This is a genomic window from Microbacterium sp. P26 (assembly GCF_023712585.1).
GTDB classification, from domain to species: domain Bacteria; phylum Actinomycetota; class Actinomycetes; order Actinomycetales; family Microbacteriaceae; genus Microbacterium; species Microbacterium algihabitans_A.
On sequence record NZ_JAMAXZ010000002.1, the window covers coordinates 321130 to 335616 of the forward strand.

The window sequence follows — 14487 nt, forward strand, 5'->3', positions numbered from 1 at the left end:
GCGCCACGCCTTCTCCACAGCCGTCCCGTCGTCCCGGTCTTCCCCCGACGGATGCCGGGGCGGTGTCGGTGTCGGTGGCCCGGGTTACCGTTGTCGGGTGACTTATCCCGGCGCCGCCTCCGAGCCCTACGCCGACGCGCCGCCCGAGCCGTTCGACGTCCCCGACGATCCTTACGCCGGCGCCGACTGGGACCCCGACCTGTTCGGGCCGCCCGACGACTTCGACGCCCCGCCCCCGCCCGTCGATCCCACGTCGGCCTTCGCGCGCGCGGCGGCCGCGACGGGCACCGCGCGCGAACTGCCGGCGGTGCGCGACTTCACCGGGCGCGACCCGCGCGAGGTGCTGCACGAGGTCTATGGATACGACGCCTTCCGCGGCGACCAGGCAGACATCGTGCAGCACGTGGTCGACGGGGGCGACGCCGTCGTGCTCATGCCGACCGGTGGCGGCAAGAGCGTCACCTACCAGGTGCCCGCGCTCGTGCGTCCGGGCACGGGCCTCGTCGTCAGCCCGCTCATCGCTCTCATGCACGACCAGGTCGAGGCGCTCATCGCCAACGGCGTGCGCGCGGGCTACCTCAACTCCACCCAGGCTCCGGCCGAGCGTCAGGCCGTCGAGCAGGCGTACCTCGCGGGCGAGCTCGATCTGCTCTACGTCGCCCCCGAGCGCCTCAACGGGGCGCAGACCCTCGGCCTGCTCTCGCGCGGGCGACTGAGCGTCATCGCGATCGACGAGGCGCACTGCGTGTCGCAGTGGGGCCACGACTTCCGCCCCGACTACCTCGCCCTGGGCGATCTGGCCGAGCGCTTCCCCGGGGTGCCGCGCATGGCTCTCACGGCCACGGCGACGCCCGAGACGGCGCAAGAGATCGTCGAGCGCCTGCGCCTGCGCGACGCGCGTGGGTTCGTCGCGAGCTTCGATCGGCCCAACATCCAGTACCGCATCGACGCCAAGGTCGACCCGCGCCGCCAGCTCGTCCAGTTCATCCGGTCGCAGCCCGAGGGCTCGGCCGGCATCGTCTACGCCCTCAGTCGCAAGACCGTCGAGCAGACCGCCGCCTACCTGTCGTCGCAGGGGCTCAACGCCCTGCCGTACCACGCGGGTCTCGACTCGTCGGTGCGGGCGACGCATCAGTCGCGCTTCCTCCGTGAAGACGGGGTGGTCATGGTCGCGACGATTGCCTTCGGCATGGGCATCGACAAGCCCGACGTGCGCTTCGTCGCCCACATCGACCTGCCCAAGTCCGTCGAGGGCTACTACCAAGAGACCGGTCGCGCCGGTCGTGACGGCGACCCCTCGGTGGTCTGGATGGCCTACGGCCTCGGCGACGTCGTGCAGCAGCGCCGCATGATCGACCAGTCACCCGGCGACCGCTCCTACAAGATGCGGCTCGGTCAGCACCTCGACGCGATGCTGGCGCTGTGCGAGACGGTCGGCTGCCGTCGACAGAACCTGCTCGACTACTTCGGCCAGCGCTCCGAGCCGTGCGGCAACTGCGACACGTGCCTCACCCCTCCCGACACCTGGGACGGACTCGTCGCCGCCCAGAAGCTGCTGTCGACGATCGTGCGTCTGCAGCGCGAGCGCGGACAGGCGTTCGGCGCGGGGCATCTCATCGACATCCTGCGCGGAGCGAAGACCGAGCGCATCTCGCAGCAGGGGCACGACCGCCTCAGCACCTACGGACTCGGGGCCGATCTGAGCGATCAGGATTGGCGCAGCGTCATCCGTCAGCTGCTCGCCCGCGGCATCGTCGTCGCGCAGGGCGACTACGGCACGCTCGCGCTGAGCGAGGCCTCGGCCGGCGTGCTGCGCGGCGAGACGCCGGTGCCGCTGCGACGCGATGCCCTCGGCCGCACCGGCGGCGGGGGCGGCGGCGGTAGCAGGCAGCGCACCTCGGGCGCCGCTGATGTGGCCCCCGGTGACCGCGACCTGTTCGAGGCGCTGCGCGCCTGGCGCGCCGAGAAGGCCCGCGAGCAGGGCGTGCCGGCCTACATCGTCTTCGGTGACGCGACCCTGCGGGCGATTGCCGCCGCGCGGCCGGCCGCGATCGCCGATCTCGACGGCATCACCGGCATCGGCGCGAAGAAGCGCGAGGCGTACGGCGACGGCATCCTGACGGTGGTTGCCGCGAACTGAACCGCGCACCGGTCCGGTCCCTTCGACAGGCTCAAGGACCTCACCTAGCCGAGGTGGAGGAGCCCGTCGAAGCCACCGGTCACGCGCGATCGCTCAGCCCTCTCACGGGAATGTTGACCACCCACAACGACCTCTCGCAGCGGGGCCCGCCGGTGTTGTGCGGATCGCACAGGAGGTTTGGGTTGTCGTTGTGGGACACCTACCGTAAGAGACGTCCTTTGCAACGTCGAAAGGTGCCGAGAATGACCGACGCCGCCGTCCGTCCCACCACGCCCGCCACGAGCACGCGTACGCCCGTCGGGGGTGCGCCCACCGCGCCGCACTCCGCCGCCGAGGCCTCCGAGGCGCGTATCGATACCGAGCGGGTCACCGACCTGCTGCTCGGCACCTGGGGCGACACCCGCCGCCAGGCGCGCGAGCTGATCAAGGATCCCGCCCTTTGGCGCGACGACAGCCTCGGCATGGATGCGCACCGCGAGCGCACCCTCAGCCAGCTGCACCTGCTGGTGCAGAACAAGGCCGTGCACCGCGCCTTCCCGAAGCGTTTCGGGGGCGAAGAGAACAACGGCGCCAACATCGCCGGGTTCGAAGAACTCGTCGCCGCCGACCCGAGCCTGCAGATCAAGTCGGGCGTGCAGTGGGGCTTGTTCGGCTCGGCGGTGCTGCAGCTGGGCACGCGCGAGCACCACGACAAGTGGCTCCCGGGCATCATGAGCCTCGACATCCCGGGCGCCTTCGCGATGACCGAGACCGGGCACGGCTCCGACGTGTCGGCCATCGGCACCACCGCGACCTACGACCCCGCGACCGAGGAGTTCGTCATCCACACGCCGTTCCGCGGTGCGTGGAAGGACTACCTCGGCAACGCGGCCCTGCACGGCAAGGCGGCGACGGTCTTCGCCCAGCTCATCACCGAGGGCGTCAACCACGGCGTGCACTGCTTCTACGTGCCGCTGCGTGACGACGAGGGCAACTTCCTCCCCGGCATCGGCGGTGAGGACGACGGCCTCAAGGGCGGCCTGAACGGCATCGACAACGGCCGACTCCACTTCGACCACGTGCGCGTCCCGCGTACCAACCTGCTGAACCGCTACGGCGACGTCGCCGCCGACGGCACCTACTCGAGCGACATCGCCAGCCCCGGTCGTCGCTTCTTCACGATGCTCGGCACTCTCGTGCAGGGTCGCGTGTCGCTCGACGGTGCCGCGGCCTGGGCCTCGGCCATCGGCCTCACGATCGCCATCACCTACGGCAACCAGCGTCGTCAGTTCGACTCCGGCAGCGGCACCCCCGAGGTGACCCTGCTCGACTACGGCAAGCACCAGCGTCGCCTGCTCCCGCGTCTGGCCACCACCTATGCGCAGATCTTCGCCCACGACGAGTTCCTGCAGAAGTTCGACGGCGTCTTCAGCGGTCGCCTCGACACCGACGCCGACCGCGAAGACCTCGAGACCCTCGCCGCAGCACTCAAGCCGCTGTCGACCTGGCACGCGCTCGACACCCTGCAGGAGTCGCGCGAGGCGTGCGGCGGGCAGGGCTTCCTCTTCGAAAACCGCCTCGTGGGCCTGCGCGCCGACCTCGACATCTACGTGACGTTCGAGGGCGACAACAACATCCTGCTGCAGCTCGTCGGCAAGCGACTGCTCGCCGACTACGCGCGGCAGTTCAAGGGCAAGGACGCCAAGCAGCTGGCCGCCTTCGCGGTCGGTCAGACCGCCGGCAAGCTGTTCCACGGCGCGGGCATGCGTCAGCTCGGCCAGGCCGTGTCCGACTTCGGCTCCACTGCTCGTGCGGTCGAGCGGGGCCTGCGCGCCGAGCAGCAGCACGAGCTGCTCGCCGACCGTGTGCAGCAGATGATCGCCGACATCGCGGGGCGCCTGCGTCCGGCATCCAAGCTCTCGCGCGAAGATGCGGCGGCGCTGTTCAACGAGAATCAGGCGCAGCTGATCGAAGCGGCGCGCGCGCACGGCGAACTGCTGCAGTGGGAGGCGTTCACCGATGCCATCAACCGCATCACCGACCGCGACACGCTCACGGTGCTCACCTGGCTGCGCGACCTCTTCGGCCTGCAGCTCATCGAGAAGCACCTCGCCTGGTACCTCATCAACGGCCGCCTCTCCGCGCAGCGCGGGGCCGCGGTGTCGAGCTACATCGACCGCCTGTGCCGTCGTCTGCGCCCGCACGCGCAAGACCTGGTCGACGCGTTCGGCTACGGTCCCGAGCACATCCGGGCGTCGATCGCCTCGGGTGTCGAGGACGACCGCCAGAACGAGGCGGCCGCGTACTACGCCGAACTGAAGGCGTCGGGCACGGCTCCCGTGCCGGAGAAGAAGCCCGGCAAGTAACCCATCCGCGCGAGAACGGGCCGATCCGCGACGGGTCGGCCTGTCTCGTGCGGCCCCGTTCTCGGGGCAGGACGAGGCTCCGGATGCCGCGGTGTCGGAGGCCCCCTCTAGCCTGGGTCCCATGACCGATCTCGTGACCGGAGCCGACGGCATCCGGCGCTGCGCCTGGGCGGGCAACGACGTCGAGTACCAGCGCTACCACGATGAAGAGTGGGGCACGGCGCTGCACGGCGACCGCCGCCTGTTCGAGAAGATGAGCCTCGAGGGCTTCCAGGCCGGGCTCGCCTGGATCACGATCCTGCGCAAGCGCCCGCGTTTCCGCGAGGTGTTCCGCGACTTCGATCCGGCGGTGGTCGCCGCCTTCGGCCCCGACGACGTCGAGAGCTTGATGCAGGATGCCGGGATCATCCGCAATCGCGCCAAGATCGAGGCCGTGATCGGCAACGCCGGCCTGGTCGACGGCATGGCCGACGGCGAGCTCGATGCGCTGATGTGGTCGTTCGCGCCGGTGGCGCACACCCCTCCCCGCACGTTCGCCGAAGTGCCCGCCGTCACCGCCGAGTCGACCGCCTTGAGCAAAGAGCTGCGGCGCCGTGGTTTCCGCTTCGTCGGGCCCACCACGATGTACGCGCTCATGCAGTCCGCGGGCATGGTCGACGACCACGTCGCGGGGTGCTGGCGCGCGGAGGCGTGACGCCCCGCTAGACTGGTCTCATCGGGAGCCTTCGCTCCCTGCGTCGTCGAACGCACCGGCCCCTTCTTTCGGGCCTTTGACCTTCACGGCGAACGGATGCGCCACTCGGCGCCTTCGCCCACTTGGCCGCGGCTTCGCGGCATCCCGAATCGCCGTGCGCGCGTGCGCCGCGGCAGGAGTATTGATGACGTCCCAGACTTTCGCCGACTTCGGCGTGCCCGCCCCTCTCGTCGACGTTCTCGCCTCGCAGGGCAAGAACGACGCGTTCCCCATCCAGGCCGACACCCTGCCCGACACCCTGGCCGGCCGCGACGTGCTCGGCCGCGGCAAGACGGGCTCGGGCAAGACCCTCGCCTTCGCGCTTCCCCTCGTCGCCCGCCTCGCCGGCAAGAACGACCGCCGTCGTGGCCGCAAGCCCCGTGCGCTCGTGCTCGCCCCCACCCGTGAGCTCGCCAACCAGATCGACGAGGTCATCAAGCCCCTCGCCGCGGCCTACGGCCTGGTCACGACCACCGTCTACGGCGGCGTGAACCAGAAGCGCCAGGTCGACGCGTTCGCCGGAGGAGTCGACATCCTGGTCGCATGCCCCGGTCGCCTCGAAGACCTCATCGGTCAGGGCTATGCGAGCCTCGACGACATCGAGATCACCGTGCTCGACGAGGCCGACCACATGGCCGACCTCGGCTTCCTCCCCGGCGTGACGCGTCTGCTGTCGCGCACGCCCGCCGGTGGTCAGCGCCTGCTGTTCTCGGCCACCCTCGACAACGGTGTGGACAAGCTCGTCAAGCGCTTCCTGCGCAACGAGGTGCTGCACTCGGTCGACGAGGCGCACTCGCACGTCGCGGCGATGACCCACCACGTCTTCGCTCCCGCCGACGCCGACGCCAAGAAGGACCTCGTGCAGACGCTCGCCTCGGGCACCGCGCGCCGCATCCTCTTCATGCGGACCAAGCACCAGGCCAAGAAGCTCGCGAAGGCCCTCACGGCCGCGGGCATCCCCTCGGTCGACCTGCACGGAAACCTGTCGCAGCCGCAGCGCGACCGCAACCTCGCCGCCTTCGGCGACGGACGCGCCAAGGTGCTCGTCGCCACCGACGTCGCCGCCCGCGGCGTGCACGTCGACGGTGTCGAGCTCGTCGTCCACGTCGACCCGCCCGTCGAGCACAAGGCGTACCTGCACCGCTCGGGCCGTACCGCCCGTGCCGGCACCGCCGGTGACGTCGTCACGATCATGCTCCCCGAGCAGCGTCGCGACACCCTCGACATCCTGCGCAAGGCCAAGATCTCGGCCACGCCCACGGCCGTGACCCCGACCTCTCCCGAAGTCGTCGCGCTCGTCGGCGAGGTCGCCGCCTACGTCAAGCCCGAGCCCATCGTGGCCCAGCCGCAGGGAGGCGGTCGCTCGCAGGGCGCCAACGCCCAGCGCAAGCGTGCACAGCGCACGCAGGGCGCGGATGCCGTGGCTCCCGCAGCCGGTGGCGGTCGCCAGCGCCGCGGTCGGGGTGGCAGCGCCCAGGGTGCCGATGCTCCCGCCGCCGGGCGCGCCCCGCAGGGCGGTCGCGCCCAGGGCCAGCGTTCCTCCGGCGCGGGCCGCGGCCAGTCGGCCGCCGGTGGTCAGCGCACGGGTGCAGGTCGTCCGCAGGGCGCCGGCCGCTCGGCATCCGGAACCCCCACGACCGGCATGGTCGTCGGAGCACGCAGCCCCCGCACGAACCGTCGCGCCCAGGGCTGAGTCGATCCTCCCGATGCCCCCGCAGCTCCGTCTGCGGGGGCATCGTCGTCTCCGGTCGGGGAGCCGTCGTGTAATTGCGGACGACGGCGCGGGAGCTCGGGAGCCGGCTGCCGTGGTGCGGGGATGCAGACGGCACCGCGCCGGGCGCCGAGAGCCGCCGCGCCTCGCGGATGTCGGAGGTCTCCGCCACACTGGGGTCGATCCCGAGGAGACGTTCATGACCGAATCCGACGCCCACGACGTCATCCGCGTGCGCGGGGCCCGCGAGAACAACCTGAAGAACGTCGACCTCGACGTGCCCAAGCGTCGGCTCACCGTGTTCACCGGGGTCAGCGGGTCGGGCAAGTCGTCGCTCGTGTTCGGAACGATCGCGGCCGAGTCGCAGCGGCTCATCAACGAGACCTACCCCACGTTCGTGCAGCAGTTCATGGGCGAGCTGTCGCGGCCCGACGTCGACGCGCTCGAGAACCTCAGCGCCACCATCCGCGTCGATCAAGAGCGCATGGGCGCCAACGCGCGCTCCACGGTCGGCACGGCCACCGACGTGCACGCGATGCTGCGCGTGCTGTTCAGCAGGATCGGGCAGCCGCACGTCGGCTCGTCGCAGGCGTTCTCGTTCAACGTCCCGTCCATCTCGGGCGCGGGTGCCGTGACCATTGCGACCGGTGCGAAGAAGGGGCAGAAGGAGCGCCGCTCGTTCGAGATCACCGGCGGCATGTGCCCCGAGTGCGAGGGACTCGGTCAGGTCAGCGACATCGATCTCGATCAGCTGGTCGACAAGACGCTGTCGCTCAACGCCGGCGCCATCCTCGTGCCGGGCTACACCGCCGACGGCTGGATGGTGCGCGTCTTCAGCGAATCGGGCTTCTTCGACGCCGACAAGCCGATCGAGCAGTTCACCGAGCAGGAGCGCAACGACTTCCTGTACCGCGAGCAGACCAAGATCCGCATCGCGAACACCAACATGACCTACGAGGGCCTCGTGCCCAAGATCACGAAGTCGATGCTGCAGAAAGACCGCGACGCGCTCCAGCCCCACATCCGCGCCTTCGTCGACCGCGCGGTCACGTTCGTCGCCTGCCCGGCCTGCGAGGGCACCCGGCTCAACGAGGGTGCTCGCTCGTCGCGCATCGACGGCGTGAACATCGCGGATGCCGCGGCCATGCAGATCACCGATCTCGCCGCCTGGGTGCGCACGGTCGACGATCCGTCGGTCGCGCCCCTCGTGCAGGGCCTTCGCGAGACGCTCGACTCCTTCGTGCACATCGGCCTCGGTTACCTGTCACTCGACCGCGCGAGCGGGACGCTGTCGGGCGGTGAGGCGCAGCGCACGAAGATGATCCGGCACCTCGGCTCGAGCCTGAGCGACATCACCTACGTCTTCGACGAACCGACCGCGGGGCTGCACCCGCACGACATCCAGCGCATGAACGAGACCCTTCTGCAGTTGCGCGACAAGGGCAACACCGTGCTCGTGGTCGAGCACAAGCCCGAGGTCATCGAGATCGCCGATCACGTGGTCGACCTGGGCCCGCGAGCGGGGCGTGCAGGTGGCACGATCCAGTTCGAGGGTAACGTCGCAGGACTCCGTGCCTCCGACACCCTCACCGGGCGCTTCCTCGACCATCGGGCCCAGCTGCGTGAGAAGGTCCGGTCGACCACCGGATCCATGCCGATCCGCGGCGCGACCCAGCACAACCTCCGAGGCGTCGACGTCGACGTGCCACGTGGGGTGTTGACCGTGGTCACGGGGGTCGCCGGCTCCGGTAAGTCGTCTCTCATCCACGGCAACCTGCCCGCGTTCGACGATGTCGTGGTCGTCGACCAGACCGCGATCAAGGGATCGCGGCGCAGCAGTCCCGCCACGTACACCGGCATCCTCGACGCCGTGCGCGCGGCGTTCGCGAAGGCCAACGGGGTCAAACCCGCCCTGTTCAGCGCGAACAGCGAGGGCGCCTGCCCGGCCTGTCGCGGCCTCGGCGTCATCGTCACGCAGTTGGGCTTCCAGTCGACGGTCGAGACCGTGTGCGAGCTCTGCGGCGGGACCGGCTTCTCCGACGACGTGCTCGCGTACACCCTCGACGGCAAGAACATCGCCGAGGTGCTCGCGATGTCGGTCGACGAGGCAGCCGAGTTCCTCACGAAGGGGCCGGCCGCTGCGGTGCTCGGTCGCCTCCGCGATGTGGGGCTCGGCTACCTGACCCTCGGTCAGTCGCTGAGCACCCTGTCGGGAGGCGAGCGGCAGCGGTTGAAGCTCGCGATCTCGATGGCGAAGGCGGGCGCCGTCTATGTGCTCGACGAGCCGACCACCGGCCTGCACCTCGCCGACGTCGACACGCTGCTGCGGCTGTTGGACCGCCTGGTGGACGACGGCAACACCGTCGTCGTCATCGAGCACCACCAGGCCGTCATGGCCCACGCCGACTGGATCATCGACCTCGGCCCGGGGGCGGGCCGCGATGGCGGCTCGATCGTGTTCGAGGGGACGCCCGCGCAGCTCGTGGAGCAGCGCTCGACCCTGACGGGGGAGCATCTCGCGCGCTACGTCGGCGCCTGAGAGGAGCCCCGTTACCCTTCGACGGGCTCGGGGGCCTTTCGCACCACCACGGTAGGAACCAGCGAATCGCCCGGTCCCTTCGACAGGCTCAGAGATCTCCCTCGCGACAGCGGCGGAGCGACCGCGCCTCAGCTGTGCGTGTGGAGCGTCGCGTCGTGCAGGTGACGGTCGCCGTGCGACAGCACCTTGACGATGACGCCGCGGCGACGCAGATCGGCGACCGCGCGGGTCTCGTCTTCGCGCGTGAGTCCGAGCGCGTGCACGCTCGCGACGACGAGGACGTCGCCGCGCGTGAGGGTTCCGAAGAACCGGTCGAGGCGGCCCGCCCACCCCTCGAGCGTCTCGGGGGCGGGGTGGCGGAAGCCCTCGATCGGCACGCCGAAGCGGGTCAGGTCGTCGCGCTGCTGCTTGACCGACCCCATGTCGGGGCGTGACACGACCAAGCCCACCAGGCGAGAACCCGAGGGGCGGGCGCGCCACCAGTCGCGGTCGCTCTGCAGCTCGGTGAAGCACTTCGGGCACTCGGCCGCCGCGTGTGCGAGGGGCACCGGGCTGGTCCCGGCGGCATCCGCAGATGACGGCATCGTCGGGATCGGATCGCTCATGGAAACCTCCGCGTCCATTGTGCCTCACGACCCCTGCGAATCCCCTTCTCTCCCGCCGGCCGGCGTCCCGGCCGTGTTCAGCGCACCCGCGTCCCACTTATAGCGGTGTGTGTCCCGAAAAGTGCGGTCTGGGGCGACCTGACCCAGCCGAATGTGGGACATGGTGCGAGGTGACCGACCCACCATCGATCGTCGTCCCCTGTCCGGCGGTGCAAGCCCCGCGCCGCGCGGCACTCCGCTCGCGGATCGCCCACCGGCGGCACGGGCCCGCCGCGCGCGGGGACGCCCGACCGATCGCCCACCGGCGGCACGGGCCCGCCACGCGCTGCGGGACGCCCGACCGATCGCCCACCGACGCCGCGGGCCCGCCACGCGCTGCGGGACGCCCGACCGATCGCCCATCGACGCCGCGGGCCCGCCACGCGCTGCGGGACGCCCGACCGATCGCCCATCGACGCCGCGGGCCCGCCGCGCGCTGCGCGACGGGCCCGGGAACGACGGGGCGAACTCAGTGGGCCGAGTATCCGCCGTCGACGAGGTGGTAGCTGCCCGAGATGAACGACGCGTCGTCGCTCAGCAGGAAGAGCGTGAGCGCGGCGACTTCGGCATCCGTTCCGAGGCGACCGGCGGCGTGCTCGGTCTCGAGGTCCGCGAGCGCTTCGGGCGAGAGGCTGGCGCGCACGAGGGGGGTGTCGATGAAGCCGGGGCCGACCGCGTTGGTGCGAACACCCTGCGCGGTGTATTCGAGAGCGGCGACCTTGGTCAGCCCGACGAGCGCGTGCTTGGTGGCGACGTAGGCCGAGCTCTGAGCGATGCCGACCGAGCCGAGCACCGACGCCATGTTGACGATCGCTCCGCCGCCCGAGGCGACGATGGCGGGCAGCTGGAACTTCAGTCCGTAGAAGACGCCGTCGAGGTTGATCGAGCGCACGCGGTCCCACGCATCGACGTCGTAATCGCCGATGGTGGCCGCCGGGCCACCGATGCCGGCGTTGTTGACGGCGAGGTGGAGGCCGCCGTAGGTCTGCTTCGCGAAGTCCACGGCTGCTTCGGAGTCCTGCCACTTCGCGGTGTTCTGCGCGAACGCGGCGGCGGTTCCGCCGGCCTCGGTGATCTGCGCGACGACCTTCTGCGCGGCGTCCTCGTTGATGTCGGTGACGACGACCGAGGCGCCTTCGCCGGCCAGCTTCCGTGCGATCTCGGCACCGATTCCGCTTCCGCCTCCGGTGACGAGGGCGACCTTCTGGCTGAACCTGCTCATGGATGCTCTTCTCTCCCGCCGTCGAGCCGCCACGACTTTCGCGGTGACCGCATGCGCATGAATGGAAACGGCGGAGAGGGGCGGGGTATTCCGCGTCAGTCGTCGTCGCCGTCGTCGATGCGCAGCTCGAGGCTGAGCTGGTCGGCGTCGAGCTCGGCGAGAGCGTGCCGCAGTGCAGCCGTGCTGTATCGGCCATCGCGGCTGAGCGCCCCGAGGCGATGACGCATCGCTTCGATCGAGGCCAGGCGCAGCTCGAGCAGATCGCGCACCCTCTCGGTCGCCTCCTCGTCGGGCGGGCGCACGACGAGGGCCCCGGCGCGCTCGACCAGCTCGGGGGAGAAGGCGTCGCCGTTGCGCCGCGTCAGCGCGCCCGAGGCCACGGCGGCGACGGCGGCCTCGCGCAGCTCGAGGTCGAGAGCCTGCTGTTCTTCGCGCGACGGCCCCTCTCCGCCCTCGCCGGTGAGTCCGACGGCGCGCACGACGGGCCCGAGGGTGAGACCCTGCAGCACGAGGCTGAACAGTGCCACGAGGAACGCGACGAAGATCAGCAGCGGCCGCTGCGACGTGTCGGTCGGCAGCGTCTGCGCGGCAGCCAGCGTGACGACACCGCGCATACCGGCCCAGACGATGACGGTTCCGTGGCGGGCGCCCAGCGGGGTGTCGCGGTAGTAGTCCAGGTCGGCCATGGTGCGCCTGATGCGACTGCGCATCCAGCCGATGCGTCGCTCTGCACGCTCGGGATTCCCCGCCGATGCCCCGAATTGCTCGGGCGCGTTGCGGTACGCCTCCTCGAAGCGGTCAAGTCGCTCCTGGGCCCCGTCGATCCGCTCCTGGTGGCGGTCGGCTCGCCGGCTGCGGCGACCCTGCACCCAGACGAGGTTCGACACGTAGACCGCGCGCACCGCGAGGGTGATGCCGAGGGCCGAGAGCGCGAGCCACGTGCCGTGCCAGAGCCCCTCGTGCTCGCGCAGGTTGGCGGTGACGATGTCCTTCAGCTCGAGGCCGAACACGAGGAAGACCCCGCCCTCGAGGATCAGCTCGATTGTGCGCCAGTTGAGCCGGTCGCTCATGCGCTGCTCGGGCGTGAAACGCCGCGCGGCGCCCTGGCCGGTGACGATCCCCGCGACCACGGCGGCGACCAGTCCCGACCCGCCGAGGTGCTCGGTGGGGAGGTAGGCGATGAAGGGGATCGTGAAGCTCAGCGCGGTGTTGGCCGCCGAGTTGGTGACGCGCTCGCGCACGCGCAGGTTCACCCAGCCGACGACAGCGCCGAGTGCGAGCGCGATCACGACGGCCCAGGCGAAGTTGGCCAGCGCGTCGCCGAAAGCGAATCCGGATGCCACGGCGGCGACCGCCGTGCGCAGCATCACCAGCGCAGTGGCGTCGTTGAGCAGGCTCTCGCCCTCGAGCATGGTCACGACCCGCGGCGAGATGCCGAGGCGTTTCGCGATCGAGGTGGCCACGGCATCCGTCGGACTGAGGATCGCGCCCAGCGCGATGCCCAGCGCGAGGCCGAGCCCGGGGATGACCGCCCAGAAGAACACCCCGAGCACGAGCGAGCTGAAGACCACCAGCAGTACGGAGAGCCCCGCGATGGGGGCGAAGTCGCGGCGGAACTCGATCGCGGGCAGCTGCACGGCCGCGGAGTACAGCAGGGGCGGGAGGACGCCGATGAGGATGACCTCGGGGTTCAGCGCGAAGGGCGGCACGAACGGCAGCAGGCTCACGGCCGCGCCGATCGCGAGCAGCACGAGAGGCCCCGCGACGTTGAAGCGCGGCGCGATGACGGTGGCGAGGGCGACCACGACCACCCCGGCGACGACGAGGAGGAGGGGATCGATCACCCTCCGAGGCTAGCCCTCCGCCCGCGGCGCCCTCGATGCGCGAGCCCGGTGTCAGCCCTCAGCTCTCGGCACGGACCGCGGCGGCGACCGCCTCGAGGCCGGTGAGGGTCTCGGTGAAGCTCGTCGACAGCGGTGACAGGCCGATCCGCAGCCCATGCGGGTCGCGATAGTCCGGGATGACGTCCTGACGCCACAGGCGTGCCGTCACCGCGCGCATGGCGGGGTGCGACAGCGTGATGTGGCCGCCGCGCTCTGCGGGGTCGCGAGGCGAGGCGAGTCGCACACCGAGCGGCGCCAGCAGCGCATCGCTCGCACGGAGGGTGAACTCCGTCAGGGCGATCGACTTCTCGCGCACGGCGGTGATACCTGCCTCCTCGAGCAGGTCGAGGGTGTCCTGCATCGCGATCATCGCGAGCACCGGGGGAGTGCCCGACAGGAAGCGGCGCATGCCCTCGGCGGGCCGGTACACCGGGCCCATCGAGAACACGTCGGCCGCGCCCATCCACCCCTGCACGGGTTGCGCGAGGACCCCCTGGTGGCGCGCGGCGACGTACGCGAAGGCGGGGGAGCCGGGCCCGCCGTTGAGGTACTTGTAGGTGCAGCCCACGGCGAGATCGGCCTGCCATTCGTCGAGCTCGACCGGAACCGAGCCGGCGGAGTGGCAGAGGTCCCACAGCACGAGGGCCCCGGCGCGATGCGCGATCGCGGTGAGCTCGGCCCCGTCGGCGAGGAATCCGGAGCGGTACGACACGTGGCTGAGCAGCACCACCGCGGTCCGTCGACTCACGGCGGCTTCGAGCAGATCGGCATCCACTCCCCGCGTCGTGTCGACGTCGACCCACACGAGACGCGCACCGCGCTCGGCGGCGATGCCCTCGACGAGGTAGCGATCGGTGGGGAAGTCGTCTCGGCCCACGACGATCTCGACCCGGTCGGGGTCGGCGGCCATCTGGAAGTCGAGTGCGGCGCGCAGCAGCTTGTACAGCAGCACCGTGGTCGAGTCGCCGATCACGGTCTGACCGGATGCCGCGCCCAGGGCCACCCGCCCGATGCGGTCGCCAACGGCGAAGGGCAGCTCCATCCACGACTCGTCCCACCCGCGGATGAGGCGACCGCCCCACTCCTCAGAGACGAAGCGCGAGAGCCGCTCGGCCGTGGCGCGCGGCGGTCGGCCCAGCGAGTTGCCGTCGAAGTAGACCAGCGAGGTCTCGGAGCCCACGAAGGCGTCGCGGTGGGCGGCGAGGGGATCGGCCGCGTCCGCACGTGCGGCGGCGTCGCGGAGCGAGTGGTGGGGCACCTCGAGCGCGTC

At 70.9% G+C, this 14487-nt stretch carries 9 protein-coding genes; 5 read left to right on the forward strand and 4 right to left on the reverse strand.

Going from position 1 to position 14487, the window contains the following annotated elements; translation table 11 throughout:
• Nucleotides 1-97: 97 nt before the first annotated feature.
• The 5 genes from recQ (at nucleotide 98) to M3667_RS05180 (ending at nucleotide 9468) form a co-directional block, all read left to right on the forward strand.
• Nucleotides 98-2140 carry a DNA helicase RecQ gene (gene recQ / locus M3667_RS05160; protein WP_251505872.1) on the forward strand — a complete coding sequence of 681 codons (2043 nt, stop codon included), beginning with the start codon at nucleotides 98-100 and terminating at the stop codon, nucleotides 2138-2140.
• Between the two features lie 242 nt (nucleotides 2141-2382).
• Entirely contained in the window at nucleotides 2383-4485 is a 2103-nt protein-coding gene (locus tag M3667_RS05165) for an acyl-CoA dehydrogenase (RefSeq protein ID WP_251505876.1), read from the forward strand.
• Nucleotides 4486-4606: 121 nt separating this feature from the next.
• Nucleotides 4607-5179 carry a DNA-3-methyladenine glycosylase I gene (locus M3667_RS05170; protein WP_251505879.1) on the forward strand — a complete coding sequence of 191 codons (573 nt, stop codon included), beginning with the start codon at nucleotides 4607-4609 and terminating at the stop codon, nucleotides 5177-5179.
• Nucleotides 5180-5363: 184 nt separating this feature from the next.
• A complete protein-coding gene (locus M3667_RS05175) occupies nucleotides 5364-6911 on the forward strand; it encodes a DEAD/DEAH box helicase (RefSeq protein ID WP_251505883.1) in 1548 nt (515 codons plus the stop codon).
• A 217-nt stretch (nucleotides 6912-7128) separates the two neighbouring features.
• Nucleotides 7129-9468 carry an excinuclease ABC subunit UvrA gene (locus M3667_RS05180; protein ID WP_251505885.1) on the forward strand — a complete coding sequence of 780 codons (2340 nt, stop codon included), beginning with the start codon at nucleotides 7129-7131 and terminating at the stop codon, nucleotides 9466-9468.
• 128 nt (nucleotides 9469-9596) lie between these two features.
• On the opposite strand, the gene M3667_RS05185 is transcribed toward M3667_RS05180, so the two are convergent.
• The 4 genes from M3667_RS05185 to M3667_RS05200 form a co-directional block, all read right to left on the reverse strand.
• Entirely contained in the window at nucleotides 9597-10073 is a 477-nt protein-coding gene (locus M3667_RS05185) for a dehydrogenase (protein ID WP_251505888.1), read from the reverse strand.
• A 508-nt stretch (nucleotides 10074-10581) separates the two neighbouring features.
• Entirely contained in the window at nucleotides 10582-11334 is a 753-nt protein-coding gene (locus tag M3667_RS05190) for an SDR family NAD(P)-dependent oxidoreductase (RefSeq protein WP_251505893.1), read from the reverse strand.
• Between the two features lie 95 nt (nucleotides 11335-11429).
• Nucleotides 11430-13178 carry a sodium:proton antiporter gene (locus M3667_RS16975; protein ID WP_251505896.1) on the reverse strand — a complete coding sequence of 583 codons (1749 nt, stop codon included), beginning with the start codon at nucleotides 13176-13178 and terminating at the stop codon, nucleotides 11430-11432.
• A gap of 58 nt (nucleotides 13179-13236) precedes the next feature.
• Complete coding sequence (locus tag M3667_RS05200; RefSeq protein WP_251506515.1) at nucleotides 13237-14475, reverse strand: aminotransferase class V-fold PLP-dependent enzyme; 1239 nt, start codon at nucleotides 14473-14475, stop codon at nucleotides 13237-13239.
• Nucleotides 14476-14487: the final 12 nt, after the last annotated feature.

Excerpts from the sequence above, each read along its gene's own strand:
- M3667_RS05165 (WP_251505876.1), top strand. The coding sequence starts at position 2,383 with ATGACCGACGCCGCCGTCCGTCCCACCACGCCCGCCACGAGCACGCGT.
- M3667_RS05170 (WP_251505879.1), top strand. The coding sequence starts at position 4,607 with ATGACCGATCTCGTGACCGGAGCCGACGGCATCCGGCGCTGCGCCTGG.
- M3667_RS05175 (WP_251505883.1), top strand. The coding sequence starts at position 5,364 with ATGACGTCCCAGACTTTCGCCGACTTCGGCGTGCCCGCCCCTCTCGTC.
- M3667_RS05180 (WP_251505885.1), top strand. The coding sequence starts at position 7,129 with ATGACCGAATCCGACGCCCACGACGTCATCCGCGTGCGCGGGGCCCGC.
- M3667_RS05185 (WP_251505888.1), bottom strand. The coding sequence starts at position 10,073 with ATGAGCGATCCGATCCCGACGATGCCGTCATCTGCGGATGCCGCCGGG.
- M3667_RS05190 (WP_251505893.1), bottom strand. The coding sequence starts at position 11,334 with ATGAGCAGGTTCAGCCAGAAGGTCGCCCTCGTCACCGGAGGCGGAAGC.